Source organism: Pantoea sp. X-Soil-MYKO-1785 (assembly GCF_059730675.1).
Genome location: NZ_AP036000.1, coordinates 1,210,367 through 1,227,413, shown reverse-complemented (window position 1 = coordinate 1,227,413; position 17,047 = coordinate 1,210,367). Strand labels below are relative to the sequence as shown.

Below are 17,047 nucleotides of genomic sequence, written 5' to 3'. Positions count from 1 at the left end.
GCTGGCACCTGTCAAAGAAACGCCTCAGGCGTTTCCTTTCACGTTGAGTTTAAGATCTGCTGCAAAGGATAGCATGCGATTAAGCGGCAGCAATGCGGCCTCTCGCAGGTCATCGGCAACCTGAACCTGATGATCTGCCCCACCCGACTCCAGCGCTTCTGCAATCGCCCTGAGGCCGTTCATCGCCATCCACGGGCAATGTGCGCAGCTGCGACAGGTTGCTCCTTCTCCGGCGGTCGGCGCTTCCAGCAGCTCTTTCTCCGGAACCGCCTGCTGCATTTTATAAAAGATGCCGCGATCGGTCGCGACGATCATTTGCGGATGCGGCAGCGATTTCGCCGCCTGGATCAGCTGGCTGGTAGACCCCACCGCGTCGGCAAGATCGACAATCGCCTGCGGCGACTCGGGATGCACCAGTACCGCCGCCGCGGGATAGAGCGCTTTCATCCGCTGCAACGCCTGGGTTTTAAACTCGTCATGCACGATACAGGCGCCCTGCCAGCACAGCACATCCGCACCCGATTTTTGCGTCACGTAGCGGCCAAGATGGCGATCCGGTGCCCAGATGATCTTCTGGCCGAGGCTGTCGAGATGTTCAATCAGCTCAACCGCGATGCTGGAGGTTACCACCCAGTCGGCGCGCGCTTTCACCGCTGCGGAGGTATTGGCATAGACCACCACGGTTCGGTCGGGATGGGCATCGCAGAAGGCGTTGAACTCCTCAATCGGGCAGCCCAGATCGAGGGAACATTCCGCCTGCAGCGTCGGCATCAGCACGGTTTTCTCCGGGCTAAGAATTTTGGCGGTTTCCCCCATGAAGCGCACCCCCGCCACCAGCAGCGTAGTCGCCGGGTGGTTGCTGCCGAAGCGCGCCATCTCCAGCGAATCGGAAACGCAGCCGCCGGTCTCTTCTGCCAGCGCCTGAATTTCCGGGTCGGTGTAGTAGTGCGCCACCATCACGGCGTTGCGTGCTTTGAGTAATGCTTTGATTTTCTCACGATAGGCCGCCTTTTCATCATCAGTCAGTCGGGCAGGCTTGGGCGGAAAAGGGTAAACAGCGCTCTCGGGATCGAACATCACACTCATGACACAGCTCTCGTTTTATCTAATTAACGAAAATGGCCTGTTAAGGCGACATATGGCGTTGTTCCCGCCATCGTGTTTTATATGCTAAACACGATAGCGGAAAAGCCTGGCTGTGTCGTGCGATATTTACTCTGTCTGCATCACAGCTCCGACCCTGCCGGGCTGCGTTTCATCTGCCAGCGTCAGCGCGGCCTGAGGTGCTTCCAGCGCCAGCAGAAAGGCTTTGATATCCAGCCCGCCCGCAAAGCCGGTCAACTTGCCATTGGCGCCAATCACGCGGTGGCACGGTGCGACAATCGAGAGTGGATTGCGACCATTGGCCGCCCCGACAGCACGCACCGCCAGCGGATGGCCGATCTCCCGCGCAATCTGGCTGTAGCTGCGCGTCTCACCAAACGGGATGGCCAGCAGCGCCTGCCAGACTTTTTTCTGGAAATCAGTGCCGACAAAGTCGAGCGGCAGCTCAAAACGGCGACGAGCACCGGTGAAGAACTCGCTAAGCTGACGCTCTGTTTCGATCAGGATGGGATGAGCGTCATCGCGCGTTTGCGGCAAAAACCGGGTGCGTTTCGGATCGTCGTTTTCCCACAAAATACCCGCCAGGCCGCTATCGCTGGCGACCAGTTTCAGTTCACCCACCGGGGTGGCTATCGGTTTGAAGTAGTACATGGTGATTCTCCCGTCACGGTTCTGTCGCCTATTATCGCACTTTTCATCAGCCTGACTGGCTGTTTTCGGTCATGGCGATAAACTGTTGTGCTGTCCGAAAACAGCCAGTCTGCCGGGATTCACCGGTGTAGGCTGCGCTTATTTACCGGAGAAATGCCATGCTCGATCCTGACATTGCCTATCAGGCGCTGACCTCGCGTGATACCCGCTTTGACGGCGTTTTTTTTGTTGGCGTCACCTCAACCGGTATCTATTGTCGTCCGGTCTGCCCGGTCAAAGCACCGATGCAAAAGAACTGCCTGTTCTTCAGCAGCGCCGAAGCGGCGGAGAAAGCCCGCTTTCGGCCCTGCCTGCGCTGTCGGCCCGAACTGGCTCCCGGTAATGCGCCGGTTGACCAGCCTCATCGTGTGGCGGAGCGGCTGATTCAGCGTATCGAGGAAGGCATGCTGGAGGAACGCGAAGGGCTGGAGGCGATTGCCGCTGAATTTGGTATCAGTCTGCGTCAGCTGCGCCGTATCGTGCAGCAGGAACTGGGTGTCTCGCCGCTGGAGCTGAAGCAGACGCGACGAATGCTGCTGGCTAAACAGCTGCTGACCGAAACCCGGCTGCCGATTATTGAAGTTGCCTACGCCAGCGGCTTTGGCAGCCTGCGGCGCTTCAATGATGTGTTCCAGGCGCGTTACCGCATGACGCCAGGCGCGCTGCGCAGGGACGAAACGGGCACTCAGCGTGCGCAGCCCGGCGACCGCGTGACGCTGCGGCTGGCCTATCGTCCTCCCTACGACTGGGCGGCGATGCTCTGGTTTTTGCAGACGCATTTGATGAAAGAGGTCGAGGCGGTGGAAGATGGCTGCTGGCGTCGCACCGTAGTGCTGGGCCGCTGCCGGGGCTGGGTCACTGTTTCGCATCTGCCGCAAAAGAACGCGCTGCAGGTGACGCTTTCAACCTCGCTGACGCCGGTTCTGCCTTTGCTACTGCGCCGTCTGCGCGATCTGTTCGATCTCGACGCACAGCCGCAGCGTATCGCCGCCTGTCTGGCGCAGGACCCACTGCTGGCTCCGAGTCTGATCTCGCATCCCGGTCTGCGCGTGCCTGGCGCATTCGATGCCTTTGAGCTGGGCGTGCGCGCCATTATCGGCCAGCAGGTGACCGTCAAAGCGGCCACCACGGTCAGCAGCCGTTTTGCCGCGGCCTTTGGCGAACCCTGTGAGACGCCGTTCGCCGATCTGACCCGCTACACCGCACATCCTGAACGCATCGCCGGACTGACGGAAGACGATGTTGCGCCGATGGGGATTGTCAGCGCCGCGCGCTCCCGCGCTATCATCGCCTTTGCAACAGCCTGCGCCAGCGGAGATCTGCGTCTCAGTGCCGCCCAGCCACCTGACGAGGTGATAAAAAAGCTGGTCAGCCTGCCGGGCATTGGTCCCTGGACCGCGCACTATATCGCGATGCGCGCCCTGCGCTGGCCGGATGCCTTTCCCAAAGAGGATATTGCTATTCGTAACAACCTGGGCGGCATGTCATCCAAAGAAGCGGAGGCGCGATCGCAGTCATGGCGTCCCTGGCGCAGCTATGCGGTGATGCATATCTGGGAGAGCCTGGCAGTGGCAAAGGCAAAGAAAAAGCCGTGACGGTTGGATGATTGATGTCAGGCTGCAGATTGTCACCCTGACCTGCATAGTCGGTATCGCAGAAACGAAAAAAGCGCCTAAAAGGCGCTTTCTTCTTAATTGGTGGGTCGTGCAGGATAAGCCGTGGCCCGTCCGGGGCCACGCCCTGCGGGTGATGCTACCGCATCAGCCTGAACCGCTCCCGGCGATTCAGTCGAACCTGCGGCAGGTTCTCATCCGGCACGTTCAACTCCGTGCCGCAGAAACGAAAAAAGCGCCTTAAAGGCGCTTTCTTCTTAATTGGTGGGTCGTGCAGGATTCGAACCTGCGACCAATTGATTAAAAGTCAACTGCTCTACCAACTGAGCTAACGACCCGCTGGGGGCTTACAACCCTTCATTGCGCCAGGCGCCCGAAGTAAGATGGTGGGTCGTGCAGGATTCGAACCTGCGACCAATTGATTAAAAGTCAACTGCTCTACCAACTGAGCTAACGACCCATCTTAGGTTGTGAAGCAATGCTGAAGGGTATCCTGAAAGGGCACGGCAACAAAACGCGCGTCTGACCGGAGATGGTGGGTCGTGCAGGATTCGAACCTGCGACCAATTGATTAAAAGTCAACTGCTCTACCAACTGAGCTAACGACCCATCTTCAGGCTTGCCAGACACGTTTGCAATGTGTCCCGGCAACGGCGGCATATATTACTGATTTACTGAGGCAGCGCAACTCTTATTTCTGCTAAAAGCTTCAATTGCTTACCTTTCATACGGCAAGACCAGAAATCACCCGATATCCGGTCTGAACCGTACAGATTACATACTTGCCAGACGTTTTTGCGCCTGTTTGGCAGAATCAGTATTGGGATAAAGTTTAATCACCTGCTGATAAACCGCTTTGGCTTTCGCCGTGTCGTTTTTCTCCTGCATGATGACGCCCACTTTCAATAACGCCTCTGCGGCTTTAGGCGACTTCGGATAGTTTTTCACCACCGTGGCATAATAATAGGCCGCGTCGTCTTTTTTGCCTTTGTTGTAGTTCAGCTGTCCCAGCCAGTAATTGGCGTTCGGCTGATAGGTCGAATCAGGGTAACGTTTTACCCACGCCTGAAGCGCAGTGATCGCCTGGTCGTACTGTTTCTTCTCCAGAATCAGCGCTACAGCCGCATTGTAGTCGCTGTTCGCATCGCCGGTCTGGGCCGGTGCGCTGCCCGTCGTCGCTGCCGCACCCGCGCCTGCTGCTGCGCCTGCATCGGCTGAAGCATCGCTGCTGGCCGCCGGCTGACCGCTGCTGCTGCTCAGGCTGTCAATCTGCTGATAGAGCTGCTTCTGCCGCTCGACCACCTGATTCAGCTGATACGTGTTTTGCTGGATTTGCCCACGCAGCGCGTCGATATCACGCTGGTTATCGCTCATCTGCTGCTGCAGTTGCTGCATCAGCTGTGCCTGGGCATTAGAGATTCGTTCAAGAGTGGTGACACGGTCTTCGACCGAGCCGGAGCCAACGCTACTGATTGACGCTTGGGCATTAGCGGCCCAGGGGGCCGCTACGCCAATCAGTAACGACAGACTCAACAGGTGATGTCTGAAGTTACTAACCATGTGATTCTCTTAGTAGACCAGTACGGCACGACGGTTTTTAGAATAGGCTGCTTCGTCATGACCCAGAACGGCTGGCTTCTCTTTACCGTAAGAAACGATAGACATCTGATCGGCAGAAACGCCTTTGCCTTGCAGATACATTTTAACCGCGCTGGCGCGACGTTCGCCCAGGGCGATGTTGTATTCCGGCGTACCGCGCTCATCCGCGTGACCTTCGATAGTCACTTTGTAAGATGGGTTGCTACGCAGGAAAGCTGCATGCTGATCCAGCATCTGAGCGTAATCAGACTGAACGTCATATTTGTCCAGACCGAAGTAGACGATGTTGTTCTGCTGCAGCTGCTGCATCTGCAGACGCGCCTGCTCGTCAGAAGACATATTGCCGCCGTTGCCGTTCATGCCAGAATTTGCACCGTAAGCGCCATCAGCACCCATGCCAGTCTGGTCATTGTTGTTGTTTTTGTGTGAGCTACAAGCCGCTACTGCCAGAACCGGCAGAGCCAGCATCAAACCCTTCAGCACTTTGTTCAGTTGCATTTCAAAAATCCCATTATTGTTTATTGTTTGTGATGTCTGTTAAGTCAGACATTACAGATACGGCGACCAGGCAGGAAATTTTACCTGTCCATCAGTTGCCGGAAGACGCGCTTTGAAACGGCCGTCGGTTGAAACCAGTTGCAGCACGGAACCCATCCCCTGAGTAGAGCTATAGATTACCATTGTGCCGTTCGGTGCCAGGCTCGGCGTTTCATCCAGGAACGTGTCCGTTAACGTTTGAACGGCTCCCGTTTCCAGATCCTGTTTGGCGACGTGTTGAGCACCGCCACTGGTGCTAATCATCACCATTGATTTTCCATCGGTGGCAACGTCCGCATCCTGGTTCTGACCGCCTTCCCAGGTAATGCGTTGAGGCGCGCCGCCGTTGATCCCTACTTTATAAATCTGAGGCGCACCGGCCTGATCCGAGGTGTAAGCCAGCGTCTGGCTGTCCGGGAACCAGGTCGGTTCGGTGCTGTTATAACGGCCATCGGTGACCTGACGCGTCTGACCTGACGCCAGATCCATCACGTAGAGGTTCAGGCTGCCGGTTTTAGACAGGGCGAAAGCCAGCTTAGAGCCATCCGGCGAGAAGGCCGGAGCACCGTTGTGACGTGGGTAAGAAGCAACCTGACGGATAGCACCGTTAGACAGCGTCTGTACCACCAGCGCTGACTTGCCGCTTTCAAAGGTGACGTACGCCACTTTGCTGCCGTCTGGCGACCAGGCCGGTGACATCAGCGGCTGCGGTGAACGGTGAACCACAAACTGGTTGTAGCCATCGTAATCCGCGACGCGCAGTTCATACGGGAACTGACCGCCGTTGGTTTGCACCACATAGGCGATGCGGGTGCGGAACGCCCCTTTAATGCCGGTCAGTTTCTCAAAGGTTTCATCACTGGCGGTGTGCGCAGCGTAGCGCAGCCACTGTTTGGTCACCTTATAGGAATTCTGTGCCAGTACCGTACCTGGCGCAGCGCCGGTGTCGACTAACTGGTAAGAGACCTGGTAGCTGCCGTCCGGGTTGGACTGCACCTGACCCACCACCACGGCATCAATGCCGAGCGCGCTCCAGGCAGCAGGCTGAACTTCCTGCGCGCTGGTTGGCTGTTGTGGCAGACGTGAGCGATCCAGCGGGTTGAATTTACCGCTGTTGCGCAGGTCAGCCGCCACGATGCCGCCGATATCTTCTGGCGCAGCGCCAGCACCGGCCCATTTAAACGGCACCACGCCAATCGGACGTGCAGTATTCACGCCCTGGGTGATCTCAATTCGAACTTCTGCATGCAGCACGGCTGCCCACAGCAGGATAAAAAAGCCTAACGTAACGCGAAGAGCTTGCTTCATTTTATCTCCCTTATCTGAACCTCAGTCCACGATAATTGGCACTGTTCCTGGAAACCACGAGTACGACTTAAATACGGCAAGCTAACCTTAGATCAACTTGCCGTCAGTTACTGCATTATTGCGGTCTGAAACGCATTGGCGCGTTTTTAAACACTTCATACACAGCCTGTGAAGGCGGCTTCGGAATACGTGCCTGTTTGGCAGCGGCAATCGCTGCCTGACAGAGTGCGGGGTCGCCGCCTTCTGACTTAACATCAATCAACAATCCGTCAGGCGCAAGTTTAATCCGTAAATCACAACTTTTTCCGCGATACAGATCCGCATCATAGAATCGGCTTTGAATCGCACTGGTAATCTGACCAAGATAGGAGTTGATCTCCGCACCGGATGCACCGGCTTTCTTCTGATTACCCTGCCCTGCCGCGCCACCCGAGGTGCCGCTTTTCGGCGCATTTTTGCCGGAAGCCAGTCCGCCTAACAGGTCATCAACATCGCTGTCATTGGCTGCATCGGCAGCGGCTTTGGCCTTCGCATCAGCTTTAGCTTTCGCGGCGGCGTCGGCTTTCGCTTTGGCTGCCGCATCGGCTTTGGCTTTCGCAGCGGCTTCCGCTTTCTCTTTGGCCGCTTCTGCTTTGGCTTTGGCGGCGGCTTCAGCTTTCTCTTTGGCCGCTTCTGCTTTGGCTTTGGCTGCTTCTGCCGCTTTCTCTTTGGCTTCTTCAGCTGCTTTAGCTTTCGCATCGGCCGCGGCTTTCGCTTTGGCTTCTGCTGCGGCTTTCGCCTCGGCGTCAGATTTCGCTTTGGCTTCGGCTACGGCTTTCTCTTTTGCGGCCGCGGCCGCCGCAGCTTTGGCCTGCGCATCGGCCTGTTTCTTCGCCTCAGCGGCCGCCTGCTTCGCCTGTTCGGCGGCGGCTTTGGCCTGCGCATCGGCTTCGGCTTTAGCCTCTGCTTTCGCTTTGGCGGCGGCAGCTTCGGCAGTTTTTTGCTGCTCCTGCGCTTGCTTCGCGGCCTCTTCTGCCGCTTTCTGCTGCTCAGCTTGCTGCTTCGCCTGCTGTTTAGCGGTTTCCTGCGCTTCGAGACGCTCTTTCTCCAGCGCTTTCAGTCGCTGTTGCTCAGCCGCCTGTTTTTGTTGCAGCTCTTCAGCCTGCTGCTGCGCCTGCTTTTTGCGCTGCTGCTCGGCGCGCTGACTGTCGCTCTGCTGGTTCTGCTGACGGTTGTATTGACTCACTACCGCACCGGGATCGACCATCACAGCATCAATATCGCTGCCGCCGCCGCCGGCACTACTGGCATCAATGTGCTCATTAAACGAGCTCCATATCAGCAGCGCGATCAGCACAATGTGCAGAATCACCGAAATGATTATCGCGCGCTTTAACTTCTCGTTTTGCTCGGTTGCCTTCGACACACTCGGTTCCCAAAAAACGGTTCGATTTTAAATCGGCTGCGTCATCAAACCGACAGATTTAACACCCGCCTGGTGCAGCAGGTTGAGCGCTTTAATAATTTCGTCGTAAGGCACTTCTTTCGCGCCCCCGATCAAAAAGACGGTCTTTGGATTGGCTTCCAGTCGACGCTGCGCTTCGCTGATCACCTGCTCAGGAGGCAGCTGATCCATACGATCGTGATCCACCACCAGACTGTACTGACCCACGCCCGCCACTTCGACAATCACCGGCGGGTTATCGTCACTGGCGACGGTTTTTGAATCGGTCGCATCAGGCAGGTCCACTTCCACACTCTGGGTAATAATGGGCGCCGTCGCCATGAAGATCAGCAACAGCACCAACAGGACGTCCAGTAGCGGAACGATGTTGATTTCCGACTTCAGGTCGCGGCGTTTGCGACCACGTACTCTGGCCATCATTAACCTCTATTTACTTAGCGCTATCGCTGGAGAAAGCCTGGCGATGCAGAATGGCGGTGAACTCTTCCATGAAGTTGTCGTAGCCCTGCTCCAGTTTATTCACGCGCTGGTTCAGACGGTTGTACGCCATCACCGCCGGGATCGCTGCAAACAGGCCGATTGCCGTGGCAATCAACGCTTCCGCAATACCCGGTGCAACCATCTGCAGGGTCGCCTGCTTCACCGCGCCCAGCGCGATAAAGGCGTGCATGATCCCCCAGACGGTACCGAACAGACCGATATACGGACTGATGGAGCCGACGGTGCCGAGGAAAGGAATGTGGTTTTCCAGCGCCTCCAGTTCACGGTTCATCGAGATACGCATCGCCCGGCTCGCGCCCTCGATCACCGCTTCCGGTGCGTGGTTATTGGCGCGGTGCAGGCGGGCAAACTCTTTGAAACCGGAGTAGAAAATCTGCTCCGACCCGGCGAGTTCGTCACGACGACCCTGGCTTTCCTGATAGAGACGTGAGAGTTCGATACCGGACCAGAATTTGTCTTCAAACGCCTCCGCTTCGCGCCCCGCCGCGTTAAGGATACGCGTACGCTGAATAATGATCGCCCAGGAGGCAATCGAAAAGCCGATCAAAATCAACATGATAAGTTTGACCAGAAGGCTCGCCTTCAGGAACAAATCAAGAATGTTCATGTCAGTCACTGCTTGAACTCCGCGACAATAGACTTGGGAAGCGCAATCGGCTTCATCAGATGTGGGTTAATGCAGGCAATCAGGACTTCTGCCTCATTGAGCACTTTGCCTTCAGCATTCACGATACGCTGGGTAAACGTCATGGTAGCCCGGGTCATTGATGTCACTTCACTCTGGATCTCCAGAAGGTCATCAAGACGCGCCGCCGCCAGATAGTCCACCGTCATACGCCGCACCACAAAAGCGACCTGCTGTTCTAACAGCGTCTGCTGATTGAAATGGTGCTGACGCAACATTTCGGTACGTGCTCGTTCATAAAAAGCGATATAGCTGGCGTGATAAACCACGCCACCGGCATCAGTGTCTTCGTAGTAGACCCGAACCGGCCAGCGAAACAGCGTTGTACTCACTCTACATCCCGGCCTCGTTTTAAACGTTGCTACTATACGCAAGACAAATCGGGTTTGGAATGGGTCGCCAGAGCCAGGCGAAAATAATTATCGCTCCGTAACAAACGGAACGATTTCAGGGAGATTTCTTGACCGGACGCTGACAAAAACTCACTCACAGCGTCGATGTGGCGGGAGATTAAGCGTAAAAGCGGTAAAGCGCGATAAACAGCACCCCGACTGCCGGTAACGGCGAAAACAGCGCCTGCCATCGGGTTTGCTGTGGCCGGAAACCCACCCCGTGGATCACCGCACTACAGATGGCCCAGATGAGCAGCAGCGCCTGCGGAGCCGGCAGCCTGCCTGCCTGATCGGCAAAGCGTGTCGGGTCCCACAGCACGCCGCCGGCCGTGACCAGCGCCAGCAGCAGTGAAAGGGCCCGTAACGGGCCCTTATCCATCAGACGATACAGCATCTGAATCGGTGCGCGCATCAGTGCGACTCATCCTGCGCATCGATGTGCTCAATCGCCAGCGCGGTGACGATACCAAAGGCACAGGCCAGCAAGGTGCCAAGAATCCAGGCAAAATACCACATGCGTCGTCTCCTTAATCAGTAGAGTGAGTGACTGTTGCTTTCGATGTGATCTTTGGTGATGCGGCCAAACATCTTCCAGTAACACCAGCTGGTGTAAGCCAGAATAATCGGCACAAAAATCACCGCAGCGACGGTCATAATTTTCAGCGTTAGCAGGCTGGAAGTGGCATCCCACATCGTCAGGCTGACACCCGGCACCGTGCTGGAAGGCATGATGAATGGGAACATCGCGATTCCCGCCGTCATGATGACGCAGGCCAGAGTCAGTGAGGAGAACAGGAACGCCCAGGCGCCCTTCTCAAGCCGGGAGCAGATCACTGTCAGCAGCGGCAGCAGCACGCCGAGCAGCGGGAACAGCCACAGCAGCGGGTGGTTCTGGAAATTCACTATCCAGGCGCCCGCTTCCCGCACCACGGTTTTACCCAGCGGATTCGAGGCGGCGAAGTGATCGAGGGTGCTGGTGACGACGTAGCCATCAATACCATATTTCACCCAGACGCCCGCCAGCACGAAGCAGACCATCATCACCAGCGCAGCAATCTGTGCCGCCGCGCGTGAACGCAGGTGCAGTTCACCGCTGGTGCGCATCTGCAGATAGGTCGCGCCCTGCGCCAGAATCATCGCCACGCTGACCACGCCCGCCAGCAGGCCAAACGGATTCAGCAGCTGGAAGAAGTTACCGGTATAGAACAGACGCAGATATTCATCAGCATGGAAGGGAACGCCTTGTAACAGGTTACCGAACGCCACGCCAATCACCAGCGGCGGCACAAAGCTACCAATGAAAATGCCCCAGTCCCAGGCACCGCGCCAGCGGTTATCTTCGATTTTGGAGCGGTAATCAAAGCCGACCGGCCGAAAGAACAGCGAGGCCAGCACCAGGATCATCGCCACATAGAAACCTGAAAAGGCCGCAGCATAGACCATCGGCCAGGCGGCAAACAGCGCGCCGCCGGCGGTGATAAGCCACACCTGATTGCCATCCCAGTGCGGGGCGATGGTGTTAATCATGATGCGGCGTTCGGTATCGTTGCGGCTCAGGATGCGCATCAGCATGCCGACGCCCATATCAAAGCCATCTGCTACGGCGAAACCGATCAGCAGTACGCCTATCAGCAACCACCAGACAAAGCGCAGAACTTCATAATCAAACATGGTCGCTCTCCTTATCCCTGCACCGGCTGAGTTATCGCCGTGATCTGTTCATGATGGTAACGCCCGGTTTTCAGGCTGCTCGGCCCAAGGCGGGCGAATTTGAACATCAGGTACATCTCAGCCACCAGGAACAGGGTGTAGAGACCGCAGATCAGTATCATGGAGAACAGCAGATCGCCTACCGTCAGCGATGAGTTAGCGACTGCGGTCGGCAGCACTTCACCGATGGCCCACGGCTGACGGCCATATTCCGCCACAAACCAGCCTGACTCGATGGCAATCCACGGCAGTGGAATACCGAACAGTGCCGCTTTCAGTAACCAGCGGTTCTTACCGATGCGGTTACGGATGACGCTCCAGAAGGCCAGCGTAATCACGCCCAGCAGCAGCACACCACAGAGCACCATGATGCGGAACGCGAAATAGAGCGGCGCCACGCGCGGAATAGAATCCTGCGTCGCCTGCTGGATTTGCGCTTCGGTGGCGTCAGAGACGTTAGCGGTATAGCGCTTCAGCAGCAGACCATAGCCGAGATCCTGCTTATGGCTGTTGAAGGCTTCGCGTACCGCCGGGTCCTGGCTGCCGCTACGCAGTTCATTCAGCAAGGCGTAGGCTTTCATGCCGTTGCGGATGCGTACTTCATGCTGCGCCATCAGATCTTTCAGCCCGGTGACCGGTGTGTCGGTGGATCGGGTGGCGATCAGGCCAAGCAGCCACGGGATCTGAATGGCATATTTGTTTTCGCGGGTCTCCTGATCCGGCAGGCCAAACAGGGTAAACGACGCCGGCGCCGGCTGGGTTTCCCATTCGGCTTCAATCGCTGCCAGCTTGGTTTTCTGCACGTCACCCATTTCGTAACCGGACTCATCACCCAGTACGATTACCGACAGCACCGCCGCCATGCCGAAGCTGGCCGCAATGGCGAAGGAGCGTTTAGCAAAGGCGATATCGCGTCCTTTCAGCAGATACCAGGCGCTGATGCCGAGAATAAACATCGCACCGGTGGTGTAGCCTGCCGCCACGGTATGGACGAATTTGACCTGGGCAACCGGGTTGAGTACCAGCTCAGAGAAGCTGACCATCTCCATGCGCATGGTTTCGAAGTTGAACTCAGAGGCGATCGGATTCTGCATCCAGCCATTCGCCACCAGGATCCACAGCGCCGACATGTTTGAGCCCAGCGCCACCAGCCAGGTGACGGCCAGATGCTGCACTTTACCCAGCCGATCCCAGCCAAAAAAGAACAGGCCGACAAAGGTGGATTCGAGGAAAAACGCCATCAGCCCTTCAATGGCGAGCGGCGCACCAAAGATATCGCCGACGTAGTGGGAGTAATATGACCAGTTGGTCCCGAACTGAAATTCCATGGTCAGGCCGGTCGCCACGCCAAGCGCGAAGTTAATACCGAATAACTTGCCCCAGAATTTGGTCATATCTTTATAAATTTGTTTGCCGCTCAGGACGTATACCGTCTCCATGATCGCCAGCAAAAACGCCATACCCAGCGTTAAAGGCACGAACAGAAAATGGTACATCGCCGTTAAGGCAAACTGTAATCGCGACAGCTCGACGATATCTAACATAATGACTCCTTGCTCCTCGTATTATCCCGTTACGCGCATCACAGAGGCGCGCGTAATCTGAGTCAGGAACGACTGTTTATTAATTCCAGTTTTTTATACCCAACAGAACAGGGTGATGAGCTGCCCGTTGCTGGTAAATAACGGATAAAGCAGCCCTGACTGTCAATGCAGCGCTAATCCCAACGTATGCAAAAACAACAGAAAAGCGGGTGTCACCCCGGGTAGAGCAAACGTGTGAAAGTTTGTGTGAAAGGCTGAATTGATGTAGCGCAATTTACGCCTTTAGCGTTACGCTTTGCCAGCGGAATAGTTGGATATAACTCGCGAATAATTGATCTGGAATAACGTAATAAATTTCCAGATAAGGTCAGGTCGGTTTCTTGTTATCAGGATGTCATCGTCGGGCTGAATAGTATTTAAAATATATTACCTTTGCTGCTTTTGATTAACGCCGGGCGTTTTTCTGGTGGTGATTCTGCAGAGCCGACGATTCAACAGCGTGAGTGGGTTGCGGCAATACAAGGCATAAAAAAAGCCACCCGCAGGTGGCTTTGATGTTCGATCTTTTGGCTTACTTCGCCGGCAGGACAGCTTTCACCGCATCACCGATGTCAGCCAGGCTGCGAACGGTTTTCACGCCGGCCGCTTCCAGTGCCGCAAACTTCTCGTCTGCCGTACCTTTACCACCGGCAATGATGGCGCCCGCATGGCCCATACGCTTGCCTTTTGGCGCCGTCACACCGGCGATGTAACCGACCACAGGCTTAGTGACGTGCTCTTTGATGAACGCCGCCGCTTCTTCTTCCGCGCTGCCACCGATCTCACCGATCATTACGATCGCTTCGGTCTGTGGATCGTCCTGGAACATTTTCAGGATGTCGATAAAGTTAGAACCTGGGATCGGGTCACCGCCGATACCGACACAGGTCGACTGGCCGTAGCCGATGTCGGTGGTCTGCTTAACGGCTTCATAGGTCAGCGTACCTGAACGTGAGACGATGCCGACGCGGCCCGGCTGGTGAATGTGACCCGGCATGATGCCGATTTTGCATTCGCCTGGGGTGATAACGCCTGGGCAGTTTGGACCAATCATCCGCACGCCTGCTTCATCCAGCTTCACTTTCACGGTCAGCATATCCAGCGTCGGGATGCCTTCGGTGATGGTGATGATCAGTTTGATGCCTGCATCGATCGCTTCAAGGATGCCATCTTTACAGAACGGAGCCGGCACGTAGATCACGGTGGCGGTTGCGCCGGTCGCTTCTACGGCTTCACGCACGGTGTTGAACACCGGCAGGCCCAGATGGGTGGTGCCGCCTTTGCCTGGCGTTACGCCGCCAACCAGTTGGGTGCCGTAGGCCAGCGCCTGCTCAGAATGGAAAGTCCCCTGGCCACCGGTGAAACCCTGGCAAATGACTTTGGTGTTTTTGTCGATCAGAATGGACATTATTTACCCTCCGCGGCAGCAACAACACGCTGTGCGGCGTCTGTCAGGCTGGTTGCTGCAATGATGTTCAGACCGCTGTCCGCCAGTTTCTGGGCGCCCAGCTCGGCGTTGTTACCTTCCAGACGTACCACTACTGGCACGTTCACACCCACTTCAGCCACTGCGCCGATGATGCCGTCAGCAATCAGGTCACAGCGTACGATACCGCCGAAGATGTTAACGAAAACGGCTTTAACCGCATCGTCAGACAGGATGATTTTGAAGGCTTCTGTGACGCGCTCTTTGGTTGCGCCGCCGCCAACATCAAGGAAGTTCGCCGGTTGACCGCCGTGGTGCTTAACGATGTCCATGGTTCCCATCGCCAGACCTGCGCCGTTCACCATACAGCCGATGTTGCCTTCCAGGGCGACATAGTTCAGTTCCCACTGTGTAGCATGAGCTTCACGTGGATCTTCCTGGCTTGGATCGCGCATTTCGCGCAGCTCTGGCTGACGGAACAGCGCATTGCCGTCGGCACCCAGTTTGCCATCCAGGCAGATCAGATCGCCCTGCTTAGTGATCACCAGCGGGTTGATCTCAACCATCGCCAGATCGCGCTCGAGGAACAGGGTCGCCAGACCCATGAAGATCTTGGTGAACTGACCGACCAGCTTACCGGACAGGCCCAGTTTGAATGCCAGCTCACGGCCCTGATAAGGCTGTGGACCGGTCAGCGGATCGAGCGCCATTTTATGGATCAGGTGCGGGGTTTCTTCCGCCACTTTTTCGATTTCCACGCCGCCTTCCGTTGATGCCATGAAGATCACGCGACGCGTTGCACGATCGACCACCGCGCCCAGGTAAAGCTCCTGGTCGATGTCGGTTGCGGCTTCAACCAGAATCTGGTTTACCGGCTGGCCGTTCGCATCTGTCTGATAGGTCACCAGGCGTTTGCCCAGCCAGTTTTCAGCAAAGGCGCGAATCTCTTCTTTGCTGTTAACCACTTTCACACCGCCCGCTTTACCGCGGCCACCGGCATGAACCTGACATTTTACTACCCACGGGCCGGCGCCAATTTTCGAGGCAGCTTCTTCCGCTTCACGTGGTGTAGTACAGGCGTAACCGGTGGGTGCCGGCATGCCATACCGTGCAAACAGCTGTTTCGCCTGGTATTCGTGTAAGTTCATGATGTTCTATCCATTCAGGTCTGAAAAGAGTAAAGAGGTTGGGCGCGCAGCGAGGCGCGCCCGATGAAAATCAGACATCCAGCAGCAGGCGCGCCGGGTCTTCCAGCATCTCTTTCACCGCAACCAGGTAGCCGACAGATTCACGGCCATCGATCAGACGGTGATCGTAGGAGAGCGCCAGATACATCATTGGCAGCACCACCACCTGACCATTGACCGCCATCGGACGATCTTTGATGGCGTGCATGCCGAGGATGGCACTCTGTGGCGGGTTGATGATCGGGGTCGACATCAGCGAACCGAAGACGCCACCGTTGGTGATGGTGAAGTTACCGCCGGTCAGATCGTCAACCGTCAGCTTGCCGTCACGGCCTTTCACCGCCAGTTCTTTAATTTTCTTCTCGATATCAGCCATGCTCAGCGCATCGACATCGCGCAGCACCGGCGTCACCAGGCCGCGTGGCGTGGAGACCGCAATGCTGACGTCAAAGTAGTTGTGATAAACCACATCTTCGCCATCGATAGAAGCATTCACTTCCGGATAGCGTTTCAGCGCTTCAACTACCGCTTTGATGTAGAAGGACATGAAGCCCAGACGCACGCCGTGACGCTTCTCGAAAGCCTCGCCGTACTGCTTACGCAGATCCATGATCGGCTTCATGTTGATTTCGTTGAAGGTGGTCAGCATCGCGGTGCTGTTCTTCGCTTCCAGCAGACGTTCGGCAACACGTTTACGCAGACGGGTCATCGGCACGCGTTTTTCGCTGCGGTTAGCAACCGCAGGCTGTGGCGCACTGTCAGCGGCTGGCGCAGCGGCGGCTTTCGGCGCAGCAGGCTTGTTGGCCAGATGTTTTTCAACATCTTCACGGGTCAGACGACCCCCAACACCGCTGCCTTTGATCTGCGAGGCATCAAGGTTATGTTCTGCGATCAGGCGGCGAATTGCCGGGCTGAGCGCATCGTTGCTCTCTTCTTCCAGTGAAGCGGTCTGACGCTGAGCCGGAGTCGACTCTTTGCTTTCAGACTTCGCGCTGCTCTCTTTACCGCCGCTGTTGCCTTCTTTCAGACGACCGAGGATCTGGCGTGAAGTGACGGTTGCGCCCTCTTCTTCCAGCACGGCTTCTAAGATGCCGTCAGCGGATGCAGGCACTTCCAGCACCACTTTGTCAGTTTCAATTTCGACCAGCACTTCATCGCGAGTGACTGCATCGCCTGGTTTTTTGTGCCAGGTTGCCACGGAGGCATCGGCAACCGATTCAGGCAGGTCGGGAACGAGAATATCTACGCTACTCATTATCTTTCCTTTT

At 56.4% G+C, this 17,047-nt stretch carries 17 protein-coding genes and 3 tRNA genes; 1 reads left to right on the top strand and 19 read right to left on the bottom strand.

The window, feature by feature from the left end; genetic code table 11:
• Positions 1 to 24 precede the first annotated feature (24 nt).
• Complete coding sequence (gene nadA / locus AC6I8D_RS05720) at positions 25 to 1,086, bottom strand: quinolinate synthase NadA (RefSeq protein WP_312052979.1); 1,062 nt, start codon at positions 1,084 to 1,086, stop codon at positions 25 to 27.
• Between the two features lie 126 nt (positions 1,087 to 1,212).
• Positions 1,213 to 1,755, bottom strand: a complete 543-nt coding sequence (locus AC6I8D_RS05715; RefSeq protein WP_312756312.1) for a methylated-DNA--[protein]-cysteine S-methyltransferase — start codon at positions 1,753 to 1,755, stop codon at positions 1,213 to 1,215.
• Positions 1,756 to 1,913: 158 nt separating this feature from the next.
• On the opposite strand from AC6I8D_RS05715, the gene AC6I8D_RS05710 reads away from it, so the two are divergent.
• Entirely contained in the window at positions 1,914 to 3,389 is a 1,476-nt protein-coding gene (locus AC6I8D_RS05710) for an AlkA N-terminal domain-containing protein (protein ID WP_312052983.1), read from the top strand.
• A gap of 280 nt (positions 3,390 to 3,669) precedes the next feature.
• On the opposite strand, the gene AC6I8D_RS05705 is transcribed toward AC6I8D_RS05710, so the two are convergent.
• The 17 genes from AC6I8D_RS05705 to odhB all read right to left on the bottom strand — a co-directional run bounded on the left by AC6I8D_RS05705 (position 3,670) and on the right by odhB (position 17,034).
• A tRNA-Lys gene (locus AC6I8D_RS05705) sits at positions 3,670 to 3,745 on the bottom strand.
• A 46-nt stretch (positions 3,746 to 3,791) separates the two neighbouring features.
• Positions 3,792 to 3,867 (bottom strand) — tRNA-Lys (locus AC6I8D_RS05700).
• Positions 3,868 to 3,940: 73 nt separating this feature from the next.
• A tRNA-Lys gene (locus AC6I8D_RS05695) sits at positions 3,941 to 4,016 on the bottom strand.
• Between the two features lie 165 nt (positions 4,017 to 4,181).
• On the bottom strand, positions 4,182 to 4,967 hold the full coding sequence (gene cpoB / locus AC6I8D_RS05690) for a cell division protein CpoB (RefSeq protein WP_312057575.1): 786 nt from the start codon (positions 4,965 to 4,967) through the stop codon (positions 4,182 to 4,184).
• Between the two features lie 9 nt (positions 4,968 to 4,976).
• On the bottom strand, positions 4,977 to 5,504 hold the full coding sequence (gene pal / locus AC6I8D_RS05685; protein WP_031374834.1) for a peptidoglycan-associated lipoprotein Pal: 528 nt from the start codon (positions 5,502 to 5,504) through the stop codon (positions 4,977 to 4,979).
• A 51-nt stretch (positions 5,505 to 5,555) separates the two neighbouring features.
• Positions 5,556 to 6,851 (bottom strand): Tol-Pal system beta propeller repeat protein TolB, encoded by a 1,296-nt coding sequence (tolB, locus tag AC6I8D_RS05680; RefSeq protein WP_031374833.1) that lies wholly within the window; start codon positions 6,849 to 6,851, stop codon positions 5,556 to 5,558.
• Positions 6,852 to 6,966: 115 nt separating this feature from the next.
• Positions 6,967 to 8,256, bottom strand: coding sequence for a cell envelope integrity protein TolA (tolA, locus tag AC6I8D_RS05675; RefSeq protein ID WP_497819766.1), 1,290 nt, complete (start codon positions 8,254 to 8,256; stop codon positions 6,967 to 6,969).
• A gap of 27 nt (positions 8,257 to 8,283) precedes the next feature.
• The gene (tolR, locus tag AC6I8D_RS05670; RefSeq protein WP_010260764.1) at positions 8,284 to 8,712 is read right to left on the bottom strand and encodes a colicin uptake protein TolR; all 429 of its coding nucleotides are present in this window, start codon (positions 8,710 to 8,712) and stop codon (positions 8,284 to 8,286) included.
• A gap of 13 nt (positions 8,713 to 8,725) precedes the next feature.
• A complete protein-coding gene (tolQ, locus tag AC6I8D_RS05665; RefSeq protein WP_031374831.1) occupies positions 8,726 to 9,412 on the bottom strand; it encodes a Tol-Pal system protein TolQ in 687 nt (228 codons plus the stop codon).
• Positions 9,409 to 9,813, bottom strand: coding sequence for a tol-pal system-associated acyl-CoA thioesterase (ybgC, locus tag AC6I8D_RS05660; protein WP_031374830.1), 405 nt, complete (start codon positions 9,811 to 9,813; stop codon positions 9,409 to 9,411). The genes tolQ and ybgC overlap by 4 nt, the downstream gene beginning before the upstream one ends.
• Positions 9,814 to 9,991: 178 nt before the next feature.
• Positions 9,992 to 10,285 carry a cyd operon protein YbgE gene (ybgE, locus tag AC6I8D_RS05655; RefSeq protein WP_312758035.1) on the bottom strand — a complete coding sequence of 98 codons (294 nt, stop codon included), beginning with the start codon at positions 10,283 to 10,285 and terminating at the stop codon, positions 9,992 to 9,994.
• A complete protein-coding gene (gene cydX, locus AC6I8D_RS05650; protein ID WP_069728038.1) occupies positions 10,285 to 10,389 on the bottom strand; it encodes a cytochrome bd-I oxidase subunit CydX in 105 nt (34 codons plus the stop codon). Before cydX ends, ybgE begins: the two co-directional genes overlap by 1 nt.
• Positions 10,390 to 10,404: 15 nt before the next feature.
• Positions 10,405 to 11,544 (bottom strand): cytochrome d ubiquinol oxidase subunit II, encoded by a 1,140-nt coding sequence (gene cydB / locus AC6I8D_RS05645; RefSeq protein WP_497819765.1) that lies wholly within the window; start codon positions 11,542 to 11,544, stop codon positions 10,405 to 10,407.
• A gap of 11 nt (positions 11,545 to 11,555) precedes the next feature.
• Positions 11,556 to 13,127, bottom strand: a complete 1,572-nt coding sequence (gene cydA / locus AC6I8D_RS05640) for a cytochrome ubiquinol oxidase subunit I (protein WP_312758039.1) — start codon at positions 13,125 to 13,127, stop codon at positions 11,556 to 11,558.
• 571 nt (positions 13,128 to 13,698) lie between these two features.
• On the bottom strand, positions 13,699 to 14,574 hold the full coding sequence (sucD, locus tag AC6I8D_RS05635) for a succinate--CoA ligase subunit alpha (RefSeq protein ID WP_021508535.1): 876 nt from the start codon (positions 14,572 to 14,574) through the stop codon (positions 13,699 to 13,701).
• On the bottom strand, positions 14,574 to 15,740 hold the full coding sequence (sucC, locus tag AC6I8D_RS05630) for an ADP-forming succinate--CoA ligase subunit beta (protein ID WP_046288453.1): 1,167 nt from the start codon (positions 15,738 to 15,740) through the stop codon (positions 14,574 to 14,576). The genes sucD and sucC overlap by 1 nt, the downstream gene beginning before the upstream one ends.
• Before the next feature lie 70 nt (positions 15,741 to 15,810).
• The gene (gene odhB / locus AC6I8D_RS05625) at positions 15,811 to 17,034 is read right to left on the bottom strand and encodes a 2-oxoglutarate dehydrogenase complex dihydrolipoyllysine-residue succinyltransferase (RefSeq protein ID WP_312057625.1); all 1,224 of its coding nucleotides are present in this window, start codon (positions 17,032 to 17,034) and stop codon (positions 15,811 to 15,813) included.
• Positions 17,035 to 17,047 lie beyond the last annotated feature (13 nt).